At 71.9% G+C, this 22,384-nt stretch carries 18 protein-coding genes; 8 read left to right on the top strand and 10 right to left on the bottom strand.

Going from position 1 to position 22,384, the window contains the following annotated elements; genetic code table 11:
* Positions 1–216: 216 nt before the first annotated feature.
* The 3 genes from ACFYXA_RS17270 to ACFYXA_RS17260 all read left to right on the top strand — a co-directional run bounded on the left by ACFYXA_RS17270 (position 217) and on the right by ACFYXA_RS17260 (position 2,974).
* Positions 217–801 (top strand): DUF6114 domain-containing protein, encoded by a 585-nt coding sequence (locus tag ACFYXA_RS17270; RefSeq protein WP_389033492.1) that lies wholly within the window; start codon positions 217–219, stop codon positions 799–801.
* Positions 791–2,233: a hypothetical protein gene (locus ACFYXA_RS17265; RefSeq protein ID WP_389033488.1), complete on the top strand. Its 1,443-nt coding sequence runs from the start codon at positions 791–793 to the stop codon at positions 2,231–2,233. Before ACFYXA_RS17270 ends, ACFYXA_RS17265 begins: the two co-directional genes overlap by 11 nt.
* Before the next feature lie 198 nt (positions 2,234–2,431).
* Positions 2,432–2,974, top strand: coding sequence for a hypothetical protein (locus ACFYXA_RS17260; protein WP_389033485.1), 543 nt, complete (start codon positions 2,432–2,434; stop codon positions 2,972–2,974).
* A 70-nt stretch (positions 2,975–3,044) separates the two neighbouring features.
* On the opposite strand, the gene pyk is transcribed toward ACFYXA_RS17260, so the two are convergent.
* From pyk to pta, 3 genes are all read right to left on the bottom strand, one after another.
* Positions 3,045–4,475 carry a pyruvate kinase gene (gene pyk / locus ACFYXA_RS17255; protein WP_389033482.1) on the bottom strand — a complete coding sequence of 477 codons (1,431 nt, stop codon included), beginning with the start codon at positions 4,473–4,475 and terminating at the stop codon, positions 3,045–3,047.
* A 140-nt stretch (positions 4,476–4,615) separates the two neighbouring features.
* Positions 4,616–5,824 (bottom strand): acetate kinase, encoded by a 1,209-nt coding sequence (locus ACFYXA_RS17250; RefSeq protein WP_389033479.1) that lies wholly within the window; start codon positions 5,822–5,824, stop codon positions 4,616–4,618.
* Complete coding sequence (gene pta, locus ACFYXA_RS17245) at positions 5,821–7,911, bottom strand: phosphate acetyltransferase (protein ID WP_389033476.1); 2,091 nt, start codon at positions 7,909–7,911, stop codon at positions 5,821–5,823. Before pta ends, ACFYXA_RS17250 begins: the two co-directional genes overlap by 4 nt.
* A 201-nt stretch (positions 7,912–8,112) precedes the next feature.
* Here pta and ACFYXA_RS17240 point away from each other — a divergent pair, with 201 nt between their 5' ends.
* Entirely contained in the window at positions 8,113–9,138 is a 1,026-nt protein-coding gene (locus tag ACFYXA_RS17240) for an ATP-dependent 6-phosphofructokinase (protein ID WP_352253258.1), read from the top strand.
* Positions 9,139–9,678: 540 nt separating this feature from the next.
* On the opposite strand, the gene ACFYXA_RS17235 is transcribed toward ACFYXA_RS17240, so the two are convergent.
* Complete coding sequence (locus ACFYXA_RS17235; protein ID WP_352253260.1) at positions 9,679–10,386, bottom strand: response regulator; 708 nt, start codon at positions 10,384–10,386, stop codon at positions 9,679–9,681.
* Positions 10,383–12,011 carry a sensor histidine kinase gene (locus tag ACFYXA_RS17230; RefSeq protein ID WP_352253262.1) on the bottom strand — a complete coding sequence of 543 codons (1,629 nt, stop codon included), beginning with the start codon at positions 12,009–12,011 and terminating at the stop codon, positions 10,383–10,385. Before ACFYXA_RS17230 ends, ACFYXA_RS17235 begins: the two co-directional genes overlap by 4 nt.
* Positions 12,012–12,133: 122 nt before the next feature.
* Between ACFYXA_RS17230 and ACFYXA_RS17225 the strand changes: the two genes are divergently transcribed.
* A complete protein-coding gene (locus ACFYXA_RS17225; RefSeq protein ID WP_130443526.1) occupies positions 12,134–13,567 on the top strand; it encodes a cation:dicarboxylate symporter family transporter in 1,434 nt (477 codons plus the stop codon).
* Positions 13,568–13,695: 128 nt separating this feature from the next.
* Here the strand turns inward: ACFYXA_RS17225 and ACFYXA_RS17220 are convergent, their stop codons facing one another.
* Positions 13,696–14,073, bottom strand: a complete 378-nt coding sequence (locus tag ACFYXA_RS17220) for a DUF805 domain-containing protein (RefSeq protein WP_352253264.1) — start codon at positions 14,071–14,073, stop codon at positions 13,696–13,698.
* 93 nt (positions 14,074–14,166) lie between these two features.
* On the bottom strand, positions 14,167–14,820 hold the full coding sequence (locus ACFYXA_RS17215; RefSeq protein WP_389033470.1) for a TetR/AcrR family transcriptional regulator: 654 nt from the start codon (positions 14,818–14,820) through the stop codon (positions 14,167–14,169).
* 62 nt (positions 14,821–14,882) lie between these two features.
* Between ACFYXA_RS17215 and ACFYXA_RS17210 the strand changes: the two genes are divergently transcribed.
* The 3 genes from ACFYXA_RS17210 (at position 14,883) to ACFYXA_RS17200 (ending at position 18,090) form a co-directional block, all read left to right on the top strand.
* On the top strand, positions 14,883–15,311 hold the full coding sequence (locus ACFYXA_RS17210) for a MerR family transcriptional regulator (RefSeq protein ID WP_352253268.1): 429 nt from the start codon (positions 14,883–14,885) through the stop codon (positions 15,309–15,311).
* On the top strand, positions 15,308–15,640 hold the full coding sequence (gene trxA / locus ACFYXA_RS17205; RefSeq protein WP_389033466.1) for a thioredoxin: 333 nt from the start codon (positions 15,308–15,310) through the stop codon (positions 15,638–15,640). Before ACFYXA_RS17210 ends, trxA begins: the two co-directional genes overlap by 4 nt.
* 218 nt (positions 15,641–15,858) lie before the next feature.
* Complete coding sequence (locus tag ACFYXA_RS17200) at positions 15,859–18,090, top strand: HelD family protein (RefSeq protein ID WP_389033463.1); 2,232 nt, start codon at positions 15,859–15,861, stop codon at positions 18,088–18,090.
* Between the two features lie 139 nt (positions 18,091–18,229).
* Here ACFYXA_RS17200 and glgB read toward each other — a convergent pair whose 3' ends face one another.
* The 3 genes from glgB to ACFYXA_RS17185 all read right to left on the bottom strand — a co-directional run.
* On the bottom strand, positions 18,230–20,761 hold the full coding sequence (gene glgB / locus ACFYXA_RS17195) for a 1,4-alpha-glucan branching enzyme (RefSeq protein ID WP_389033460.1): 2,532 nt from the start codon (positions 20,759–20,761) through the stop codon (positions 18,230–18,232).
* Between the two features lie 13 nt (positions 20,762–20,774).
* Positions 20,775–22,172 (bottom strand): phosphotransferase, encoded by a 1,398-nt coding sequence (locus ACFYXA_RS17190; protein ID WP_389033457.1) that lies wholly within the window; start codon positions 22,170–22,172, stop codon positions 20,775–20,777.
* Positions 22,173–22,268: 96 nt separating this feature from the next.
* Positions 22,269–22,384 (bottom strand): alpha-glucosidase C-terminal domain-containing protein (locus ACFYXA_RS17185; protein ID WP_389035036.1); only part of this gene is annotated, 116 nt, incomplete at its 5' end.

Below are 22,384 nucleotides of genomic sequence, written 5' to 3'. Positions count from 1 at the left end.
CCCGCCCCCCTGTTGTTGTGTTTGTGTGGGCTGGCGCCGGTGGGGTTTTTTTGGCTGTGTGCCCGCCGTGGGGGGGGGGGGGGGGGGCGCCCCCCCCCCCCCCGCGCCCCCACCCGGCACCGAGCGCCGGGCATCCCCACCCCACAGACTCTCCGGCTTCTCCACGTCACGGCCGAGCCGGTATGTACCCAACCCGGACCCAGGGAGCTGTTTTCCATGAGTGCCGAGACTCCGGGCCAGAGCACCGGGACTTTCACCCGGCTGCGTCTGCGGTTCCGTGACTGGCGGGGCAACCGGCCCTTCTGGGCGGGCCTGTTCACCTTGCTCGGCGGTCTGCCGATCGCCTACTTCCCCTACGCCACGCTCAAGCTGGGCACCATGTCGCTCACCATGGCGACCACCGCCGGCGCCGGTTCGCTGATCATCGGCGTGCTGCTGGTCACCCTGGGCCTGACCATGTGGTTCCAGCAGGCCACCCGCGTCTTCGCCGGCATCGCCGCGATCCTGCTCGCGCTGGTCTCCCTCGTGGTCTCCAACATCGGCGGCTTCATCATCGGCTTCCTGCTGGCGCTGATCGGCGGAGCCCTCGCCCTCTCCTGGGCGCCCGGCAACCAGGCGCCCCAGGGCGCGGAGCCCCAGAACCTCCCGCCCGCCCCGACCCAGGACGGCGCCCCCGCGCCCGGCCCGTACCCCGTCGCCGGGGAGCAGGGCCCGTCGTACACGCTGCACAAGCAGGCGGACGGCGGCGCATCCCAGCCCGTCCAGGCGGACGAGCCGAACGGAGTGCACCGTGTCGGCTGACGAGGTCCTCGGCGACGGCTCGGTCCTGCCGGACCGGTCGGGCGGGGCACGCCACGCGGCGCCGAAGAAGCCGCTGTTCACCCGGCTGCACATGCCGGCCGGCAAGGCGATAGCCATGGCCGCGATGCCCACGGCGGTGCTCATGGGCATGGGCTTCACGCCGACGCTCGCCGTCGCCGACGACCAGCCGACGTCGAACAGCCAGCTCGCCGACGACTACAAGGACTGCCTGACGGCCCTGGAGAGCGCCTCCGCCTCTCCCTCGGCCTCGCCGTCCCCGTCGGCCTCCGAGGACGACTCCAAGAGCGACGCCAAGGACAAGGACTCAAAGGGCGACGCGTCGGACTCCGGCTCCGAGAAGTCCGGCGGGGCGAAGAACCCGTCGAGCTCGAAGGGGTCCAAGGGCTCGTCCTCGGGCGGCTCCTCCTCGGGTGGCTCCTCCTCGTCGGATTCAGGTTCCGACGAGGGCCCCGCGCCGGCCCCGGCCCCGTCCGCGTCGGCCTCCGCGCAGGAGCCGTCCTCCGGCGGGACCGAGACCGGGAGCCCGGCGCCGGCCGAGACCGGCAAGAACGTCCTGGAGACCATCGGCGACGCCGTCGTGGACGTCTTCGACGGCGGCGGCCTCGGCGGCTCCGCCCAGAAGGACGAGGCGAGCCCCTCGCCGTCGGCCTCCCCCTCCGCCGCGGACTCCGGCGCCAAGTCGGGCGCCTCGGGCTCCTCCGCGGGCACCGGCAAGAGCTCCGGCACGGCTGCCGAGGACACCTCCGACGCCGTCACCGACACGGCGAAGGACACCACGCAGAAGGCGGGCGACAAGGCCGGCGAGACGGCTGAGGACGCAGGCGAGAAGACGGACGAGGCGGCCTCCGACGCCAAGGACGCCGCCTCCGCCTCCCCCTCCGCCTCCGCGTCTCCGAGCCCGTCCGCGAGCTCCACCGTGAAGCCCGAGGACTGCGTCGCCGCCACCGACAAGGAGAGCGGTGTCGACAACAAGGTCCTCCTGGCGGACGACCCCTGGTACCTCAATGCCAGCGCGCTGCTGCTGAAGAGCGCCGACTACGAGGGCATCGTCGAGGTGAAGACGGCGAACGGGACCAAGAAGAAGGTCCTGAAGTACGTCATCTCCGGCGGCACCGAGATCGACGACCTGCACCAGACGGTGGACGACAAGCAGAAGGGCGTGACCTACCACGTCCAGGCCGGCGCCGGCACCAAGTCCAAGATCACCGGCGGCGACACGATCATGTACACCGAGAGCATCTCGGGCAACCTGTTCGGCCTGCTCCCGGTCACGTTCAGCCCGCAGAACCCGCCGCCGCTGAACATCCCCCTGATCTACTTCACCAAGGTCAAGGTGGTCCAGGCCGGCCAGTTCGGCGGCAACCTGCACATCCCCGGCATGCAGGTCTACACCAGCAAGCTGGCCGGCTGACCTTCACTCCCCTTCCAGGGCCGCTCAAGCGCCGCAGCCCGGGTCCCCCACCATACGGAGGACCCGGGCTGCAGCCTTGTGGCGTCAGTGGGACAAGTACATCGGCATGGACGCCGAGGCGATCAAAGGGGCCGTGATGGAGGATGGACAGCCAGTGATCACAACCGGTGAGGCCCCCATCGCAGGCGGGGTGTTCGGGTGACCGGGTACTTCGACGGCGTCGACCGGCTCGACCTGGACGGCCACGTGCGGCGCTGGTCCGAACCGGCGGCGACCGACGGCGAGGTGAGCCAGTGGATCGCCGCAGCTCAGCAGTTCGCGGCCAGGGTCCAAGAAGACGTGGCCACGCTCCCCGACGAACGGTGGCGCGCGGTCGGGGAAGCGTGGACGGCGCTGCTGACGCGCGCCGAGCGTTCCACCGGCCCCCAGCGGGGCGAGTGGTTGCTGCGTGACTTGCGGCTGCGGTCCTGGCTGCTGGAGCGGACAGGGCCGCGCAAGGGCGTCCCTCTGCTCGATCCGCAGATCGTGCTTGAAAACGCGCTGGCCGCCATGCCGCTGTCCCAGGGTGAGGCCGTCCGCTGCGCCGGGCACTGGCGGGAGTTGGACCGCGAGCAGATCTTGGCGCTCCGGATGATCCGGCGACTGCTCGCCCCCGTACGGGGGTTGGCCCCGCTCCTCGCGGAGCATCCCCGCTGGGCGGAGGTCCAGGTGTGGGAGCGGCTGGCCCCGGACCTGCCGTAGCCAAAACGCCAGAGGGCGCCCCCGGTCCCGGGGGGCGCCCTCAGTGGTGTGTTGCTGAAGTGCTGGGGCGTCAGTCGCGGGCGTCCTGGCCCAGGTGGTGGACTCGGACCATGTTCGTGGTGCCCGGGACGCCGGGCGGGGAGCCGGCGGTGATGACCACGATCTCGCCCGCGGTGAAGCGGTTGAGCTTGATGATCTCCTGGTCGACCAGGTCGACCATCTCGTCGGTGCTGTTCACGAACGGCACGATGTGCGACTCGACGCCCCAGCTCAGCGCCAGCTGGTTGCGGGTGCCCTCGTCGGTGGTGAAGGCGATGATCGGCTGGGCCGCGCGGTAGCGGGAGAGGCGGCGGGCCGTGTCGCCGGACTGGGTGAAGGCCACCAGGCCCCGGCCGCCGAGGAAGTCGGCGATCTCGCACGCGGCGCGCGCGATCGAACCGCCCTGCGTGCGCGGCTTCTTGCCCGGCACCAGCGGCTGAAGGCCCTTGCTCAGCAGCTCCGTCTCCGCCGCGGCGACGATCTTCGACATCGTCTTCACGGTCTCGATCGGGTACGCGCCGACCGAGGACTCCGCCGACAGCATGACCGCGTCCGCGCCGTCCAGGATCGCGTTGGCGACGTCGGAGGCCTCGGCGCGGGTCGGACGGGAGTTGGTGATCATCGACTCCATCATCTGGGTCGCCACGATCACCGGCTTGGCGTTGCGCCGGCACAGCTCGATCAGGCGCTTCTGCACCATGGGGACCTTCTCGAGCGGGTACTCGACGGCCAGGTCGCCACGGGCGACCATCACACCGTCGAACGCCATCACGACGTCCTCCATGTTCTCCACCGCCTGCGGCTTCTCCACCTTGGCGATGACGGGGACCCGGCGGCCCTCCTCGTCCATGACCCGGTGGACGTCGGAGACGTCCTTGGCGTCCCGGACGAAGGACAGCGCGACCAGGTCGCAGCCCATGCGCAGCGCGAAGCGGAGGTCCTCGATGTCCTTCTCGCTCAGCGCGGGCACGTTGACGGCCGCGCCGGGCAGGTTGATGCCCTTGTGGTCGGAGATGACACCGCCCTCGATGACGATCGTCCGCACCCGGGGACCGTCGACGTCCAGCACCTTCAGCTCGACGTTGCCGTCGTTGATGAGGATCTGGTCGCCGCGCGAGACATCGCCGGGCAGGCCCTTGTAGGTGGTGCCGCAGATCGTCTTGTCGCCGGGCACGTCCTCGGTGGTGATGGTGAACTCGTCACCGCGGACCAGCTCCACCGGACCCTCGGCGAAGGTCTCCAGGCGGATCTTGGGGCCCTGGAGGTCGGCGAGGACACCGATGGCCCGGCCGGTCTCCTTGGACGCGGCCCGGACCCGGTCGTACCGGCCCTGGTGCTCGGCGTGCGTGCCATGGCTGAAGTTGAAGCGGGCCACGTTCATGCCGGCCTCGATCAGCGCGACGAGCTGCTCGTGGGAGTCGACCGCGGGGCCGAGAGTACAGACGATTTTCGAACGGCGCATGGGGCGATCCTAACGGTTTGTTTCGCTCCGGAATATTCCGTCTGGCGGAAGATACAAATGGGCGGGAAGCCGCTCAGTTGCCGAGCGGCGGGGCCGCATTTCGACGACGCTGTTCAGTTGCCCCGCGTCGGAGCCGCTTATCAATACCGCCCCACCAATGCGTAGGTCTGCGTGGCGATCTCCAACTCCTCGTCCGTCGGCACCACGGCCACCTTCACCCGCGCGTCCCCGGGCGAGATCAGCCGCGGCTCGTCCCCGCGTACGGCGTTCAGCGCGTCGTCCACCGCCAGGCCCAGGGTCTCCAGGCCCGCGACGGCCGCCGCGCGCACCGGCGCCGCGTTCTCCCCGACGCCGGCGGTGAACGCCACCGCGTCCACCCGGCCGAGAACGGCGTAATAGGCGCCGATGTACTTCTTCAGCCGGTGAATGTAGATGTCGAAGGCGAGCTTCGCCTGTTCGTCGCCCTCGTCGATCCGACGGGTGATCTCCCGCATGTCGTTGTCGCCGCACAGGCCGATCAGCCCGCTCCTCTTGTTGAGAAGAGCGTCGATTTCGTCGATGGACAGCTTGCCGACACGGGCCAAATGGAAGATGACGGCCGGATCGGCGTCCCCCGACCGCGTACCCATCACGAGCCCCTCCAACGGCGTGAGCCCCATGGAGGTGTCCACGCACCTGCCCCCGCGCACGGCCGAGGCGGACGCCCCGTTGCCGAGGTGCAGCACGATGACGTTCACCTCCTCGGGCGCCTTGCCCAGCAGCTCGGCCGTGGCCCGGGAGACGTACGCGTGCGAGGTGCCGTGGAACCCGTAGCGCCGGATGCGGTGTTCGTCGGCCGTCTTCACGTCGATCGCGTAACGGGCCGCGGACTCCGGCATCGTGGTGTGGAACGCCGTGTCGAAGACGGCGACCTGGGGCAGGTCGGGCCTGAGCGCCTGCGCCGTGCGGATGCCGGTCAGATTGGCCGGGTTGTGCAGCGGGGCCACCGGGATCAGCCGCTCGATCTCGGCGAGCACCGCCTCGTCGACGACCGTCGGCTCGGTGAAGTGCTTGCCGCCGTGCACCACCCGGTGCCCGATGGCGGCCAGTTCGGGCGAGTCCAGGCCCAGCCCGTCCTGGGCCAGCTCCTCGGCGACGGCCTTCAGCGCGGCGTCGTGGTCGGCGATCGCGCCGGTCCGCTCCCGCGACTCGCCGCCGTCCGCCAGGGGCGTGTGCTTGAGCCGCGAGGTCTGCTCGCCGATGCGCTCGACGAGCCCCGCGGCCAGCCGGCTGCCGTCGCTCATGTCGAGCAACTGGTACTTCACCGACGAGGAGCCGGAGTTGAGGACGAGGACACGTGTGGCGCTCACTGCTGGGAAGCCTTCTCGCTGGGGTTCTGGGCCTGGATCGCCGTGATGGCGACCGTGTTGACGATGTCCTGGACGAGGGCGCCCCGGGACAGGTCGTTGACCGGCTTGCGCAGACCCTGGAGCACCGGTCCGACGGCGATCGCGCCGGCCGAACGCTGCACGGCCTTGTAGGTGTTGTTGCCGGTGTTCAGGTCGGGGAAGATCAACACGCTGGCCTGGCCCGCGACTTCGGAGCCCGGCAGCTTGGTCGCCGCGACGGACGGCTCCACGGCGGCGTCGTACTGGATCGGCCCCTCGATCATCAGGTCGGGCCGGCGCGTGCGGACCAGTTCCGTCGCCTCGCGCACCTTGTCCACGTCCGCGCCCGAACCGGACGTGCCGGTCGAGTACGACAGCATCGCGATCCGCGGCTCCACGCCGAACTGCGCGGCGGTCGCGGCCGACTGGATGGCGATGTCCGCCAACTGCTCGGCGTTCGGGTCGGGGTTGACCGCGCAGTCGCCGTAGACGAGGACCTTGTCGGCCAGGCACATGAAGAAGACCGAGGAGACGATGTCGGCGTCCGGCTTGGTCTTGATGATCTCGAAGGCGGGCCGGATCGTCGCCGCCGTCGAGTGCACCGACCCGGACACCATGCCGTCGGCGAGCCCCTCCTGCACCATCAGGGTGCCGAAGTAGTTCACGTCGGAGACGACGTCGTACGCCAGCTCCACCGTGACGCCCTTGTGGGCGCGCAGCCTCGCGTACTTCTCGGCGAACGCGTCGCGCAGTTCGCTGGTGGCGGGGTCGATCACCTGGGCGTCGGCGAGGTCGATGCCGAGGTCGGCGGCCTGCTTGCGGATCCGGTCGGCCGGGCCCAGCAGCGTCAGGTCGCACACGCCGCGGCGCAGCAGCACCTCCGCCGCGTGCAGCACCCGCTCCTCGGTGCCCTCGGGCAGGACGACCCGGCGCCGGTCGGTGCGGGCCGTCTCCAGCAGCTGGTGCTCGAACATCATCGGCGTGAGGCGGTCGCTGCTCGGCGCGGAGACCCGCTTGAGCAGGTCGGCGGTGTCGACGTGCCGCTCGAACAGGCCGAGCGCGGTCTCCGCCTTGCGCGGCGTCGCCGCGTTCAGCTTGCCCTCCAGGGAGAACAGCTGCTCCGCCGTGGGGAAGCTGGTGCCGGCCACCGACAGCACGGGAGTGCCGGGCGCGAGCCGGGCGGCCAGCGTGAGGATCTCGTCGCTGGGCACCTCGCCCAGGGTGAGCAGCACGCCGGCGATGGGCGGGGTGCCGGCGCTGTGCGCGGCGAGCGAGCCGACGACCAGGTCGGCGCGGTCGCCCGGGGTGACGACCAGGGTGCCCGGGGTCAGGGCGTTGAGGAAGTTCGGCAGCATCGCGCCGCCGAAGACGAAGCCGAGGGCGTCGCGCGCGAGCCCCGAGTCGTCCCCGAGGAGCACCTTCGCCCCGAGGGCGTGGCTGATCTGGGCGACGGTCGGCGCGGACAGCGCGGGCTCGTCGGGGAGCACGTAACAGGGCACGGGCAGCCGCGAGACGAGCTGCTCGGCTATCGACTCCCGGTCCTCGCGGGCCACCCGGTTGGTCACCATGGCGAGGACGTCGCAGCCCAGGCCGTCGTAGGCGCGGTAGGCGTTGCGGGTCTCGGCGAGCACGGACTCCGCGGTCTGGCCCCGGCCGCCCACCACGGGGATGACGGAGGCGCCGAACTCGTTGGCCAGCCGGGCGTTGAGGGACAGCTCGTCGGGGAACTGGGTGTCGGCGTAGTCGGTGCCGAGGACGAGGACGACGTCGTAGTCGCGGGCGACGCGGTGGAACCGGTCGACGAGCGTGGACACCAGCTCGTCCGTGCCCTGCTCGGCCTGGAGGGCGGACGCCTCGTGGTAGTCCATGCCGTAGACGGTCGCCGGGTCCTGCGCCAGCCGGTAGCGGGCGCGCAGCAACTCGAAGAGTCGGTCGGGGCCGTCGTGGACGAGGGGGCGGAAGACGCCGACCCGGTCGACCTGACGGGTCAGGAGCTCCATGACCCCCAGCTCCACGACCTGGCGGCCGTCGCCGCGGTCGATCCCGGTCACGTACACGCTGCGCGTCACGCGTGCTCTCCACTTCTTGCGTCGGGTGCTTGTTGTCGAGGGCCGCCGTGGGGCACAAAAATGGCCCACCGGGGTGAGCGGAACCCTCTTGACAGTACCCCTGCGTCTGGATAAGGCGCCCGTCAAGAGACAGTGCCCTCGACGGCGTGAAAGAATCGGAGCGGCTCACCGGTATCGACAGCGAGCAGGAGACACAGCACGATGCGCATCGGAGTTCTCACCGCAGGCGGCGACTGTCCCGGGCTGAACGCAGTGATCCGGTCGGTCGTGCACCGAGCGGTCGACAACTACGGCGACGAGGTCATCGGCTTCGAGGACGGCTACGCGGGTCTGCTGGACCGCCGCTACCGGGCCCTCGACCTCAACGCCGTCAGCGGCATCCTGGCTCGCGGCGGCACCATCCTCGGCTCCTCCCGCCTGGAGCGGGACCGGCTGCGCGAGGCCTGTGAGAGCGCCGGCGACATGATCCACGACTTCGGCATCGACGCGCTGATCCCCATCGGCGGCGAGGGCACGCTGACGGCGGCGCGGATGCTGAGCGACGCGGGCCTGCCGGTGGTCGGCGTCCCCAAGACGATCGACAACGACATCTCCTCCACCGACCGCACCTTCGGCTTCGACACCGCGGTCGGCGTCGCCACCGAGGCGATGGACCGCCTCAAGACGACCGCCGAGTCCCACCAGCGGGTGATGGTCGTCGAGGTCATGGGCCGGCACGCGGGCTGGATCGCCCTGGAGTCCGGCATGGCCGCCGGCGCCCACGGCATCTGCCTGCCCGAGCGCCCCTTCGACCCGGCGGACCTGGTCAAGATGGTCGAGGAGCGCTTCTCCCGCGGCAAGAAGTTCGCGGTGATCTGCGTCGCCGAGGGCGCGCACCCGGCCGACGACACCATGGACTACGGCAAGGGCGCGATCGACAAGTTCGGCCACGAGCGCTTCCAGGGCATCGGCACGGCACTGGCGTACGAGCTGGAGAAGCGGCTCGGCAAGGAGGCCCGCCCGGTCATCCTCGGCCACGTCCAGCGCGGCGGCGTCCCGACCGCGTACGACCGTGTCCTCGCCACCCGCTTCGGCTGGCACGCGGTGGAGGCCGCGCACCGCGGCGAGTTCGGCCGGATGACGGCCCTGCGCGGGACGGACGTGGTGATGGTCCCGCTCGCGGAGGCCGTCACCGAACTGAAGACGGTCCCCAAGGACCGCATGGACGAGGCGGAGTCGGTCTTCTAGAACGTCAGGGAGCCACGGGGGCGGTTCGTCAGCCGAAGCGCCGCGAGGTCGCACGGCGCGCGTCACCGCCCCGCGGTCACCCGCCGGTACACCGGGCGCCGCGTTGTCGCACCGTTTGTGTCGCGCCCCCGCGGTCTGCCGGCCGGTGCACCTGTCGCCGCGAGGTCGCGCCGCATGGGGCATCGCCTCGCGGTCTGCGCCGGTGTACCTGGCGCCGCGAGGTCGCACGGCGTGTGTCACCGCCCCGCAGCCTGCCGCCGGTACACCCGCGCCGCGTCGTCGCTCGTGGTCGGCCACCCGGTGCACCTGGCCCCGCGTCGTCGCACCGCGCCGCGTGCGTCACCGCCCCGCAGCCTGCCGCCGGTACACCCGCGCCGCGTCGTCGCTCGCGGTCGGCCACCCGGTGCACCTGGCCCCGCGTCGTCGCACGGCGTGTGTCACAGCCCCGCAGCCTGCCGCCGGTACACCCGCGCCGCGTCGTCGCTCGCGGTCGGCCACCCGGTGCACCTGGCCCCCCGTCGTCGCACCGCACCGCGTGCGTCACCGCCCCGCGGCCACCCAGCGGTACACCAGTTCCGGGCGGCCCACCTGGCCGTACAGCGGCTTTCGCTCGACTCTTCCCGCGTCCACCAGGTGCTCCAGGTACCGCCGGGCCGTGATCCGTGAGATGCCCACCGCTTCCGCGAGGCCGGCCGCCGTGAGCCCCTCGTCCGCCTCCCGCACCGTCACCGTCACCCGCTCCAGCGTCGGCCCGCTCAGCCCCTTCGGCAGCGCCGCGGGGCCGGGTGCGCGCAGCGCCGCCAGCGCCCGGTCCACCTCGTCCTGGCCGCTCGCCTCGCCCGCCGCGCCGCGGAACTCGGCGTAGCGCACGAGCCGGTCCCTCAGCGTCGCGAAGGTGAACGGCTTCAGGACGTACTGGACGACGCCCAGCGAGACCCCCTCCCGGACCACCGTCAGGTCCCGCGCCGACGTCACCGCTATCACGTCCGCGTGATAGCCGGCCGCCCGCAGGGACCGGGCCAGCTGCAGACCGTGGCCGTCGGGGAGGTGAAGATCCAGCAGCAGCAGGTCCACCGGCGTGCGGTCCAGCATGCGCCGCGCCTCCGCGCCCGTGTGCGCCTTTCCGACCGCGACGAAACCGGGCACCCTGCCCACGTACAGCACGTGCGCGTCGGCGGCCACCGGATCGTCCTCCACGACCAGCACCCGGATCGGGTGCGCGGCGGCGGGGCCCGTGGCGTCCGTCATCTCGCGCCTCCCGACGTCCGCGCCGCGCCCGCCGCCGCCCGCAGCGGCAGCCGCACGGTGAACTCCGCGCCGCCCTCCTCGGCCGCCGCCACAGTCAGCGTGCCCTCGTGCCGGGTCACCGCCTGTCGCACCAGCGCCAGGCCGAGACCGCGGCCCCCCGGGCCCGCCGGCTTGGTGGAGAAGCCGCGCTCGAAGACCTGGGAGGCGTGCGCCGGGTCCACCCCGTCGCCGGTGTCGGCGACCCGCAGCAGCAGGTCGTCGCCGTCCGTCGACGCCGTCACCGTCACCCGGGCCCGCATGCTGCCCTGCGCCGCGTCCACGGCGTTGTCGATGAGGTTGCCCAGGATGGTCACCAGGTCGCGGGCGGGCAGGGACTCGGGGAGCAGGCCGTCGTCCAGGCCGCTGTCCTCTGACACCACCAGCTCCACCCCCCGTTCGTTCGCCTGTGCCGTCTTGCCGAGCAGCAGCGCCGCCAGGACCGGCTCGCTCACCGCCGCCACCACCTGGTCGGTGAGCGCCTGGGCGAGCTCGAGCTCGGCGGTCGCGAAGTCGACGGCCTCCTCCGCCCGGCCCAGCTCGATCAGCGACACCACCGTGTGCAGCCGGTTCGCCGCCTCGTGCGCCTGCGAGCGCAGCGCCTGGGTGAAGCCGCGCTCGGAGTCCAGCTCGCCCATCAGCGACTGGAGCTCCGTGACGTCCCGCAGGGTCACCACCGTGCCCCGGCGTTCACCGCCGGACACCGGCGAGGTGTTCACCACCAGCACCCGGTCCGCCGTCAGATGCACCTCGTCGACCCGCGGCTCGGAGGCCAGCAGCGCGCCCGTCAGCGGGGCGGGCAGCCCGAGGTCGGCCACCGAGGCGCCGACCACCTCCTCGCCCACGCCGAGCAGCTCCCGCCCGCCGTCGTTGATCAGCGCCACCCGGAACCGGCCGTCCAGCATCAGCAGCCCTTCGCGTACGGCGTGCAGCGCCGCCTGGTGGTAGTCGTGCATCCGGCTGAGCTCGGTGGCGTTCATGCCGTGGGTGTGGCGGCGCAGCCGGGCGTTGACCACGTACGTGCCCACCGCGCCGAGCGCGAGAGCGCCCGCCGCCACCGCGAACAGGGCCTTCACCTGGTCCGAGACCCGCTCGCTGATCGCCTCGACCCTGATGCCGGCGCTGACCAGGCCGACGACCCGCCCGTCGTCCTCGATCGGCGTCACCGCGCGCACGGACGCGCCGAGGGTGCCCGTGTACGTCTCCGTGAACGACTCGCCCTTCAGGGCGCGGGCGGTGTTGCCGAGGAAGTGCCGGCCTATCTGGCCGGCGTCGGGGTGCGTCCAGCGGATGCCCTCGGGGTTCATGATCGTCACGAAGTCGACCTCCGTGTCCCGCATCACGCGCAGCGCGTACGGCTGGAGGGAGGCCGTCGGATCCGGCGTGCCGATCGCCTCCCGCACTGAGGGGGAGTCGGCCACCGACCGGGCCACGGCGGTGGCCTGCCGGCCCGCCGCCTCCTCGGCCTGCGAGCGGTCGCTCACGTAGGTGAACATCGCGTATCCCGCCACGACGACCGCGATCAGCACCGCCTGCATGGCGAACAGCTGTCCGGCCAGGCTGCGAGGTGCGGGAACGGGTAGACGCATGTCGTCAGTGTGCCCCCGGCGTGCATTGTGAACTAAATGAACGGAAGGGTGACCGCCCTCACACGCCGGGAGATAGTCCCTGCATTCCCCTTAACTTCCCGGACGTGAGCCGCACGCCGGTGATGCCGACGAAGACGTCAAGGAGGGCAGCCGTGGCCGCCAGCAGCACCACGAATACGGCACCTGCCGCACCCGCCAAGCGGGACCGCACCCACTACCTGTACATCGCGGTGATCGTCGCGGTCGCCCTCGGCATCGCCGTGGGTCTGATCGCGCCCGACTTCGCCGTGGAGCTGAAGCCCATCGGCACCGGTTTCGTGAACCTGATCAAGATGATGATCTCGCCGATCATCTTCTGCACGATCGTTCTCGGCATCGGCTCGGTCCGCAAGGCCGCCAAGGTCGGCGCGGTCGGAGGCATCGCTCTCGGCTACTTCCTGGTGATGTCGCTGGTCGCCCTCGGCATCGGCCTGGTCGTCGGCAACATCCTGGAGCCGGGCACCGGCCTCGCGGTCACCGACGCGATCAAGGAGACCGGGCAGGCGCAGGTGTCGGCCGAGGCCAAGGACACCACCGAGTTCCTCCTGGGCATCATCCCGACCACGATGGTCTCCGCCTTCACCGGCGGCGAGGTGCTGCAGACCCTGCTGATCGCGCTGCTCGCCGGGTTCGCCCTGCAGGCGATGGGCTCCGCGGGCCAGCCGATCCTGCGCGGCGTCGAGCACATCCAGCGGCTCGTCTTCCGCATCCTGGCCATGGTGATGTGGGCCGCCCCGATCGGCGCGTTCGGCGCGATCGCCGCGGTCACCGGTTCCGCCGGCGTGGACGCGCTGAAGAGCCTGGCCGTGCTGATGCTCGGCTTCTACGTCACCTGTTTCCTGTTCGTCTTCGTCGTCCTCGGCGCGTTGCTGCGGATCGTCGCCGGCCTGAACATCTTCACGTTCCTGAAGTACCTGGGCCGTGAGCTCCTGCTGATCCTGTCGACCTCCTCCTCCGAGTCCGCGCTGCCGCGCCTCATCGCGAAGATGGAGCACCTGGGCGTCAGCAAGCCCGTCGTCGGCATCACCGTCCCGACCGGCTACTCCTTCAACCTCGACGGCACCATGATCTACATGACCATGGCCTCGCTGTTCATCGCGGACGCCATGGGCACGCCGATGTCGCTCGGCGAGCAGATCCCGCTGCTGCTCTTCCTGCTGGTCGCCTCCAAGGGCGCCGCGGGCGTCACCGGCGCCGGTCTCGCGACCCTCGCCGGCGGTCTCCAGTCGCACAAGCCGGCCCTGGTGGACGGCGTCGGCCTCATCGTCGGCATCGACCGCTTCATGAGCGAGGCCCGCGCCCTGACGAACTTCGCGGGCAACGCCGTCGCCACCGTGCTGATCGGCACGTGGACCAAGGAGATCGACAAGGCGCGCGTCGACGAGGTCCTCGCGGGCCGGATCCCCTTCGACGAGACCACCCTGCTCGACGACGGCCACGGCGCCCCGGCGCCCGCCGAGGAGGCCGTCCGGCCCGAGCAGCGCGAGGGCGGCGAGAAGGAACTCGCCAAGGCCTGACGCCCCCCGCACCCCGGGTGCCCGGCCCCGCCTGAACCGGGGCCGGACACCCGGCCAAGCCTTGTGGTTCCGCCCTCCCCGAACGCCGGGCGGCTGAGACTCCCCCGTTGCTCAGCCGCCCGGCACTCTCATGCGCCCGTGGGCGCCGAGTCGGTGAGCAGGGGGATCTCCTTCGGGTTCGGGCCGTACTTGTTCTGGCCCGGGACGCCGTCCTCGGCCGTGAAGATCAGCAGGGTGATGAGGCCGACACAGGGAAGCACCCCGATGAGGGCCCACCAGCCGGTGCGGCCCGTGTCGTGCAATCGGCGCACCGTGACGCCCAGGGAGGGCAGCGCGATCGCCAGGGTGAAGGCGGTCGTGGGCACCTCGTTGCCGGCCTGGTCGTCCGCGAACATCAGCGCGAGGTAGATGATCGTGCTGATCAGCGTGAACATCCAGTACTCGGCGCGGCGGGCGCGCCCGCTGAAGACCCAGTACTTCCTGAGCACGACGATGAACCAGCGCACTGCGTGTCCCCCCCCGGGATCGACGTCGGCGCCTGAAAGACGATCAGGGCCGGGCAGAACCTATGCGGGAGGATGTGTACGCGTCAAAACTTTTCAGGCCGGCCCCGTCTTCTCCGGAGCGCGGCCGCCCGCCCGCGTCGCCTTCGTCACCAGCGCCGTGGCCAGCGTGGCCGGGACGCCCGCCGCCGTCAGGACGGTGACCGCGGCCGAGCGGCCCGCCTCCCGCGGGTTCACCAGACCGTCGTTCACCGCCTCCATCAGGCCGAACAGGATCTGCTCGTGCACGTACGCCAGGGCCGGCGCCGGCAGCGGTGAGACGAACGCCCCCTCCTCCAGACCGCGCCGCAGCAGCCGCACGCTGTTCTCCCGGACCGGCGTCAGCCGCTCCCGGATGCCCTGCACCGTGACCGTGCGCTGGGCCAGCGCGACCAGCAGCCGGTAGCGGTCGGCGACCTCCCACACCGCGAGCACGGACCGGGCCAGCGCCTCCGCCGGCTCCTCGATCCCCTCCCGGCCCGCCGCGTGCGCCGCCGCCAGCGACTGGACGGCGTCCTCCACCAGCGTCCCGATCAGCGCCTCCCGGCCGGCGAAGTGGCCGTACACCGTGCGGCGTACGACCCCGGCGGCGCGCGCGATCTGGTCCATGGACGCGTCGGGGTCGCGCAGCAGCTCGGTGAGGGCGACGTCGAGGATGCGGCGGCGATTGGCCTCGGCGCGACCGGTGTTGCCCGTGGTCATGGCTGCCATTGTGCCCGCCGGTACGGGCCGCTCTTGCCTTGACGCCGGCGTCAAGCCGTACGTTCGTCGTCATGCGAATCGGCGAGCTGGCCGCACGGGCCGGGACCACCACGCGGGCGCTGCGGTACTACGAGGCGCGGGGGCTGCTGCCCGCGCGCCGCGACGAGCTGGGGCACCGCGCGTACGACGAGCGTGATCTGCGGCTGCTGCGGCAGATCAGGACGTTGCGGGACTTCGGCTTCGACCTGGAGGAGACCCGGCCCTTCGTGGAGTGCCTGCGCGCCGGGCACCCGGAGGGCGACTCCTGCCCGGCGTCGCTCGCGGTCTACCGGCGCAAGCTGGACGAGCTGGACGCGCTCATCGGGGAGCTGCGGGCGGTGCGGGAGAAGGTCGCCGGTCAGCTGGAGCGGGCCGAGCAGGCCCGCGACGAACTGGCCGCCGAGTCGCTGGTTCCGGGGGGCCCGGAACCCGGGTGCGAGCTGGGAGGACGGGAACTGTGAGCAAGGCCGCAGGAGTGAGCGAGGTGTCGGACGGCGACTTCTCGGCGGAGGTGCTGGCGGCAGAGCTGCCGGTGCTGGTGGAGTTCACCGCCGACTGGTGTCCGCCGTGCCGGCAGATGGCGCCGGTGCTGAGCGCGCTGGCCTCGGAGGAGGGGGAGCGGCTGAAGGTGGTGCAGCTGAACGTCGACCACAACCCGGAGACCACCAACCACTACAAGGTGCTGTCGATGCCGACCTTCATGGTCTTCCGTGACGGTGAGCCGGTGAAGGCGATGGTGGGGGCACGGCCGAAGCGGCGGCTGCTGGAGGAGCTGTCCGACGTGCTCTGACCGGATGCCTGCGCGAGGCTGTGCCGGCGCAAGAGAAATCCCCCGGGCAATTGCGTCCGGGGGATTTCTCTGCGTATATTGAATGGTTCGCGACTTTGTCCCCGTCTTCATTATGAGTCTCATCGTGAAGATTACCGGGGGGTCGCAGTGAAGTTCAGTAGGCACAGTATATCCGGGCGGGAGCGGAATTGTCAAACAACGGATTTACGGACAGTGAATTGCGCCGTGAACAGGAATACATCGACGGCCTGTACGCCCGTGTCGACGCCCTGCGCGGCGACACCGAGGCGTCCGTCGCCGACGCCCTCGCCCAGGGCGACAAGCCCAGGCAGGCCCGGCTGGAGCGGGACATCCTCGTCGCCGAACGCTCCGGCCTGCTCGCCGCGCTGAACGCCGTGGACGGCTCCCTGTGCTTCGGCCGTATCGACCTCGTCTCCGGGGCCACCCACCACATCGGCCGGATCGGCCTGCGCCGCGACGACGCCGAACGCACCCCGGTCCTCATCGACTGGCGGGCCGGCGTCGCCCGCCCCTTCTACCTCGCCACCGGCCACACGCCCATGGGCCTGCGCCGCCGGCGGCACATCGGCACCGAGGGCCGCCGGGTCACCGCCCTGCACGACGAGTTCCTCGACGTCGACGACGCCACCCGCACCGGCTACGAGGACCCGGCCGGCGACGACGTCCTGCTCGCCGCGCTGAACGCCGCCCGCACCGGCCGCATGGCCGACATCGTCCAGACCATCCAGGCCGAGCAGGACGAGATCATCCGCGCGCCGCACCGCGGGGTGCTGGTCGTCGAGGGCGGCCCGGGCACCGGCAAGACGGCCGTCGCCCTGCACCGCGCCGCCTACCTCCTCTACGAGCACCGCGAACTGCTCGCCAGGCGGGCCGTCCTCATCGTCGGCCCCAACCCCGCCTTCCTCGGCTACATCGGCGAGGTGCTGCCCTCGCTCGGCGAGACCGGCGTGCTGCTCGCGACCGTCGGCGAGCTGTACCCGGGCGTGCGGGCGAGGGCCGCGGACACGCCCGAGGCGGCCGCGGTGAAGGGCGGCGCCCACATGGCCGACGTCCTCGCCGCCGTCGTACGCGACCGGCAGGCGCTGCCCGACCCGGTGATCGCCGTCGAGCACGACCGCGAGGTGCTCATGCTCGACGAGGGGCTCGTGCGCATCGCCCGCGAGCGGACCCGGGCGCTGAAGCTGCCGCACAACGCCGCCCGCGAGCACTTCGAGGGCCACATCCTCAACACCCTCACCGAGCTGTACGCCGAACGCGTCGGCACCGACCCCTACGACGGGTCCAGCCTCCTCGACCCCAGCGACATCACCCAGATCCGCGACGAGATCGCCGAGAACCCCGAAGTCTGGGCCGCCGTCGACCAGTTGTGGCCCGTGCTCAGCCCGCAGCGGCTGGTCGCCGACTTCCTCGCCGACCCCGACGGGTATCTGGGCGACGAGGAGACGGCCGCCGTCCGCCGCCCGGTCACCCGCGCCTGGACCGTCGCCGACGTACCGCTGCTCGACGAGGCCGCCGAACTCCTCGGCGAGGACGACCGGGCGGCCCGCGAGCGCGCCGAACGCGAACGGCGGACCCAGATCGCCTACGCCCAGGGCGTACTCGACGTGTCCTACGCCTCCCGGACCTACGAGTTCGAGGACAAGGAGGACAGCGACCCGGACGGCTCCGAGGTGCTGTCCGCGCACGACATCATCGACGCCGAGCGCTTCGCCGAACGGCACGAGGAGGACGACCACCGCAGCGCCGCCGAGCGCGCGGCGGCCGACCGGACGTGGGCGTTCGGCCACATCATCGTCGACGAGGCGCAGGAGCTGTCGCCGATGGCGTGGCGGCTGCTGATGCGGCGCAATCCCACGCGCTCCATGACCCTCGTCGGCGATCCGGCGCAGACCTCCGAGGCCGGGGGAGTGGGGTCCTGGGAGCGGATCCTCCGGCCGTACGTCGAGGACCGCTGGGAGCACACGCGGCTGGGCGTCAACTACCGTACGCCCGCGGAGATCATGGAGGCGGCGGCCGCCGTCGTCCGGGCCGAGCGGCCGGACTTCGTGCCGCCGAGCTCGGTGCGGACCACCGGCGTGCGGCCGTGGGCGCGGGCCGTCGACGATCTGCCCGGGGCGGTCGCCAAGGCGGTGGAGGAGCTCACCCCGGCGGAGGGGCGGCTCGCGGTGATCGCTCCCCGGGCGCTGCACCGTGAGCTGGCCGCCCGGCTCGACGGCGTGACGGCGGGGGACGAGCCCGACCTCACGCGCGCGGTCGTCCTGCTCGACCCCCGGCAGGCCAAGGGCCTGGAGTTCGACTCCGTCCTGGTGGTGGAGCCGGGCGACTTCGGCACGAGCGACCTGTACGTCGCCCTGACCCGGGCCACGCAGCGGCTCGGCGTGGTCCACGCGGGGGAGCTGCCGCAGGCCTTGGGGGAGGCACTCGCGTGACGTGTGCGCAGGGGCGGTGAGGGGAGTTTCCCGCCCCGCCGCCCCTGCCTGTCCCGTCCCGGGGGGCTGCCGCCCCCGGACCCCCGCTTCGGCCCTGAACGGGCCTCGTCCTCAAGCGCCGGACCGGCTCTATAGGCGGTCAGGCTGGGCGGAGCCAGACCGTGGCCAGTGGGGGGAGGGTCAGGCGGATGCTCGCCGGGTGGGTGTGCCACGGCTGGGGCTCCGGCTTCACCGGGTGCGGGTGGGTGACACCGCTGCCCCCGTACCGCTCCGCGTCCGTGTTCAGCACCTCCAGCCACGCCGGCACGTCGTCCGGCACCCCCAGCCGGTAGTCGTGCCGCACGACGGGCGAGAAGTGGCACACGGCGAGCAGCGGCGCCCCGTCCGCGTCGTGGCGGAGGAACGCGAGGACGTTGTCGTCGGCCGCGTCGCCCACCACCCACTGGAAGCCGTCCGGGGCGACATCGCGCTCCCACAGAGCCGGCGTCGACCGGTACACGCCGTTCAGGTCCCGCACCAGATCCCGCACCCCCCGGTGATCGGGCTCCGCCCCGTACGCGGGGTCGAGCAGCCACCAGTCCGGCCCGTGCTCCTCGGACCACTCCGCGCCCTGCGCGAACTCCTGCCCCATGAAGAGGAGTTGCTTGCCCGGATGGGACCACATGAACGCCAGGTAGGCGCGCAGACTGGCCCGCTGCTGCCACCAGTCGCCCGGCATCTTCGACACCAGCGAGCCCTTGCCGTGCACGACCTCGTCGTGGGAGATGGGCAGGACGTAGTTCTCGCTGTAGGCGTACACCATGGAGAAGGTCATCTCCCCGTGGTGGTACCGCCGGTGGACCGGCTCCTTGCTCATGTACTGCAACGAGTCGTGCATCCACCCCATGTTCCACTTCAGCCCGAACCCGAGCCCGCCGAAACCGCTCGGCCCCCGGTGGTGTGTGGCGCGGGTGACGCCGTCCCAGGCCGTGGACTCCTCCGCGATCGTCACGACACCGGGCACCCGGCGGTACACGGTCGCGTTCATCTCCTGGAGGAAGGCCACCGCGTCCAGGTTCTCCCGGCCGCCGTGCTCGTTCGGCGTCCACTGGCCGGGCTCGCGCGAGTAGTCCAGGTAGAGCATCGAGGCGACGGCGTCCACCCGCAGCCCGTCGATGTGGAACTCCTCGCACCAGTACACCGCGTTGGCCACCAGGAAGTTGCGCACCTCGCGCCGCCCGAAGTCGAACTCCAGGGTCCCCCAGTCGGGGTGGGCGGCCCGCAGCGGGTCCTCGTGCTCGTACAGCGGCCGCCCGTCGAACTCGGCCAGCGCCCAGTCGTCGCGCGGGAAGTGCGCCGGCACCCAGTCCATCAGGACGCCGATCCCGGCCCGGTGCAGTGCGTCCACCAGGTACCTGAAGTCGTCCGGCGTGCCGAGACGGGCCGTCGGCGCGTAGAAGCCGGTGACCTGGTAGCCCCAGGACCCGCCGAAGGGGTGCTCGGCGACCGGCATCAGCTCGACATGGGTGAAGCCCAGATCCTTGACGTACGCGGGGAGCTGCTCGGCGAGTTGACGGTACGTCAGTCCCGGTCGCCAGGAGGGGAGATGGATCTCGTACACCGAGAACGGGGCCTCGTGCACCGGGCGTTCGGCCCGGCGGGCGAGCCATTCCTCGTCGCCCCACTCGTAGTGCGAGGCGGTCACGACCGACGAGGTGGCCGGCGGGACTTCGGTACGGCGGGCCATGGGGTCGGCGCGCAGGGTGCGCGAACCGTCGGGCCGGGTGATGTCGAACTTGTACAGCTCGCCCTCGCCGACGCCCGGCACGAACAGCTCCCACACCCCGGAGGAGCCGAGCGAGCGCATGGCGTGCCCGGCGCCGTCCCAGAAGTTGAAGGTGCCGGCCACCCGTACGCCGCGCGCGTTCGGCGCCCACACGGAGAACCGGGTGCCGGTCACGCCCTGGTGGGTCGTCGGGTGGGCGCCCAGCACCGTCCACAGCTGCTCGTGCCGGCCCTCGCCGATCAGGTGCAGGTCCAGATCGCCCAGCGTCGGCAGGAAGCGGTAGGCGTCCTCGGTCTCCACGACCGCGTCCTCGTAGCGGACGAGGAGGCGGTAGGCCGGGACCTCGTGCAGGGGCAGCAGTCCGGAGAAGAAGCCGTCGCCGTCGTCGTGCAGATCGGCGCGCAGCTCGCCGGAGACGACCGTGACGGCGCGCGCGTAGGGGCGGAAGGCCCGGAACACGATCCCGCCGGGCGCCGGATGCGCGCCGAGCACGCCGTGCGGGTCGTGGTGGGAGCCGTGCAGGAGGCGGTCGCGGTCGCCGGCGTCCAGGGCGGGGGAGAGGCCGACCTCAAGGGGCCCGGCGGGAGGCGCCGGCGGCGACGCCTTCACCTGCGCGGCCTTCTTCGCGACAGCCTTCGCGGCTTTCGCCGCCTTCACGGGCTTGGGGGCCTTCACCGCCTTGGCCACCGCCTTCGCCGGCGTCGCGGCCTTCACCGCCTTCACGGCCGCTTTCCCGCCCGCCGCCTTCTTCGCAGCGGTCTTCTTCACAGCGGTCTTCTTCACCGCGGTCTTCTTGGCGGTCGCCTTCTTCGCCGCCGCCTTCCCGGCCGTCCCTTCCTCGGCCGCGGCCGCCTTCTTCTTGGGGTTCTTCGGTTCGGAACCGTTGGACGGGGGGCTGGGAGTCACGGACAAAGCCTCCTCAGAGCTGGTCGGACGCTGCGAGCCTGCGTATCGCGGAGAGCGGGACGGAGAGCCAGTCCGGGCGGTGCCGGGCCTCGTAGACGACCTCGTAGACCGCCTTGTCCGTCTCGTAGGCCCGCAGCAGCACGGGATCGGTGCGGGGGTCGGAGCCCGACACCTCGGCGTACCCCGAGCAGTAGGCCGCCCGGCAGGCACGGGCCCAGCCCGGCGCCGGCGGGGTGGCCGAGTGCGCCGCGTAGTCGAAGGACCGCAGCATCCCCGCCACGTCCCGCACCGCCGGCTGCGGCATCCTGCGCTCGGCCAGCGGCCGGGCCGGCTCGCCCTCGAAGTCGATCAGCGACCACTCGCCGGAGGGGGCCCGCAGGCACTGTCCGAGGTGCAGGTCGCCGTGGACGCGCTGGGCGGTCCAGGTGTGGCCCTCGGCCGCGAGGTCGGCCAGCGCGGTGAAGGCGGTGCGCAGCGCGGGCGCGTAAGGGTGCAGGGCGGGCACCGCCTGCGCCGCCGCGTCGAGGCGCTCGACCATGCCGTGCACCAGCGGCTCCAGCTGGGCGTGCCCGAAGGTCACCGTGGGCAGCGCGCGGGCCAGCGCCGTGTGCACCTCGGCGGTGGCCCGGCCCAGCGCCCGGGCCTCCGCGCCGAAGTCCTCGGTCTTGGCCAGCTCCCGCAGGGCCAGCTCCCAGCCGTCCGTCGCGCCCTGCACATAGGGCTGGAGCACGCCGAGGACGTACGGCTCGCCGCTCTCCCCGGGCCCCTCCACGAGGTCCTCGGCCTCGGCGCGCATCCACGCCGTCGGCGCGGGCACCCGGGGGCAGCCTTCCCGGGCCAGGGCCAGCGGCAGCTCAAGGTCGGGGTTGACGCCGGGCACCACCCGGCGCAGCAGCTTGAGAATGAACGTATCTCCATAGACGACCGAGGAGTTCGACTGCTCGGACGTCAGCCGGCGCGGCACGAGGCCGGCGCGTATCTCCTGGGACGGGTCCCGTTCGCAGCGCAGCACGCCGATCCGGGACCCGGTGCGCAGCGCCTCCAGGAGCAGCTCGGCGGGCCGGGTGTCGTACAGGGCGTCGTAGACGGTCCGGCCGGCGAGCGGGCCGTCCGGCACGTGTCCGATGAGCGCGGGCGCCAGCCGGGGCGGCAGCGCCTCGCGCACGCCTATCAGGAGCTGGTAGCAGTCGCCGGGACCGGCGCCCTGGTGGGCGCGCACCAGCAGGTGGTAGAGGCCCAGCGGGGAGTCCTCGGGCAGCAGCTCGGTGGCCGCGACCTGCGAGAACCCGGTGACCGGGCTTCCCTTCCCGGCGAACCAGCGCTGGCGTGGGAGCCAGTCGCGCAGCAGGGGCCCCAGGGACGCGAGGAGGCCGGAGCTCGTCTTGCCGGAAAGTGTGACAGTTTCCGCCATGGCGTCACGTTCCTTTCCCCGGGGACGGGGTCTGGGGTGCTACTCATGCGTGCCCCGGCCGGGGCGGAGGAAACGCCCCGCCCCGGACAGGCCCGTCTAGACGGCCGCCTCCCTGCGGAGCCGGAACCAGTAGAAGCCGTGGCCGGCGAGGGTGAGCAGGTAGGGCAGCTCGCCGACGGCGGGGAAGCGGACGCCGCCGAACAGCTCGACGG

The sequence above is a fragment of the Streptomyces sp. NPDC002566 genome (assembly GCF_042889585.1).
Lineage (GTDB): Bacteria > Actinomycetota > Actinomycetes > Streptomycetales > Streptomycetaceae > Streptomyces.
Note: the sequence above shows the minus strand (reverse complement) of the source record. Positions and strands in the feature narration are given on the sequence as shown.